1 protein-coding gene is annotated in these 1,551 nt (G+C 38.7%); it reads left to right on the top strand.

Annotated features, from left to right (window positions below):
• Positions 1 to 135 precede the first annotated feature (135 nt).
• Positions 136 to 1,386 (top strand): IS4 family transposase, encoded by a 1,251-nt coding sequence (locus JCM9140_RS21915; protein WP_034751804.1) that lies wholly within the window; start codon positions 136 to 138, stop codon positions 1,384 to 1,386.
• Positions 1,387 to 1,551 lie beyond the last annotated feature (165 nt).

Below are 1,551 nucleotides of genomic sequence, written 5' to 3'. Positions count from 1 at the left end.
TCATTAGCTTTGCATAAACTTTCTTTGGATTTGTCAAGTCTTTCAACGTAGAAATTTATGGTTTATAGACGCAAAAAAACTCCTTATAATTAAGATTGGTAGTTCTGTCCAAATCTCAATTAAAAGGAGCCATCCATGGACAAGAATACCATAAAATCTACAATAAATGAACTATTAAATGTGATAGATGAACATACTTTTTCCAACTTAATTAACGTGATAGACCTTGATAAATACGTGAAAAAGCTAACAGCCTATAAGTTTCTTCAATTACTGATCATTTCGCAATTGAAGGAAACCAAAAGCTTAACTCAAATGTCAAAGAAGCTAAAAGATAAGGAAGAGCTTCAAGTGCAACTCGCATTTGATACGATTAGCACGTCACAGCTTTCAAGGAAGTTGGGTAGTCTATCCCCGACGTTATTTGAAAAGATCTTTCATTATCTTGTGCTGAACATACAAGCAAAGATGAAGCAATCGCCGATCATTCGTGAGATCGGACGCTTACACGTGATCGATTCAACGACGATGAGCATGAGTGTAAGTCAGTACCCTTGGGCGACTTTTCGTAAAACCAAAGCCGGAATCCGTCTCCATTTACGAGTCGTGGTTACCAAAGAGTTGACCTTACCTGATAAAGGAATTCTTTTACCAGCTAAGCATGCAGACCGCACTCAAATGGGAAATCTCATTGACATCGATTCAGATGCGATCCACTTGTTTGACCGTGGCTATATCGATTATAAACAGTTTGATCATCTCTGTTTACACGATGTTCAGTTTATCACTCGTTTGAAGAAGAACGCACAGGTTGAAGTGCTATCCGAACAAATTCCACAAGCAGGTTCACCTATTGTGAAAGACCTAGAAGTGTTTCTAGGTAACTCGCAAAATGGGACAAAAATGACCCACTCCTTGCGCTTAATCGAGACACAAGATAGTCAAGGCAACGTCGTCATGATCGTCACGAACTGTTTTGACTTGTCTGCCGAAGAAGTCGGTGACTTGTATCGCTATCGTTGGAAAATCGAGACCTTTTTCAAGTGGATGAAACAACACCTCACGTTCAAAACGTTCTATGGCAAGAGTGAGAATGCGGTGTGCAATCAAATCTGGGTCGCACTTATCACGTACTGTTTACAAGTGATCTTACAAGAGAAAGTGCAGCATGATGGACCTTTATTAGATGTAAAGCAAACTCTTAAAAACCTTTTGTTTAAAGGATTTGATGCCTTTCTCCGATCCCTTTTCAGACAGCCTACACGCGTTTCAAAAGGACGTAGAAAACAAAACTGGGAAGACGAGTTTAGGGTGATTGAGCACCAATTCACTGAAGGTGAGGTGAGCCATCTAGACGATTTGACATATGATCCGCTATTCAACTAGGAAAAAGCATAAATGTAAAATTGTGGATAAGGACTACCATTTACCTACCTGTTGTCCTTTTTTCACTTAAACTTGAATGATATAAAATCTGAATGTTCAGACCTTTAAAAACGGCTAAAAAATATTGATTTGACATCAGTAGAATTTGTTTATGCAATGCTACTG

Source organism: Halalkalibacter wakoensis JCM 9140, assembly GCF_000513095.1.
Classification (GTDB): Bacteria; Bacillota; Bacilli; order Bacillales; family Bacillaceae_D; genus Halalkalibacter; species Halalkalibacter wakoensis.
Note: the sequence above shows the minus strand (reverse complement) of the source record. Positions and strands in the feature narration are given on the sequence as shown.

Bases quoted from the DNA above. Each gene is read 5' to 3' on its own strand.
- JCM9140_RS21915 (WP_034751804.1), top strand. From the start codon at position 136: ATGGACAAGAATACCATAAAATCTACAATAAATGAACTATTAAATGTG.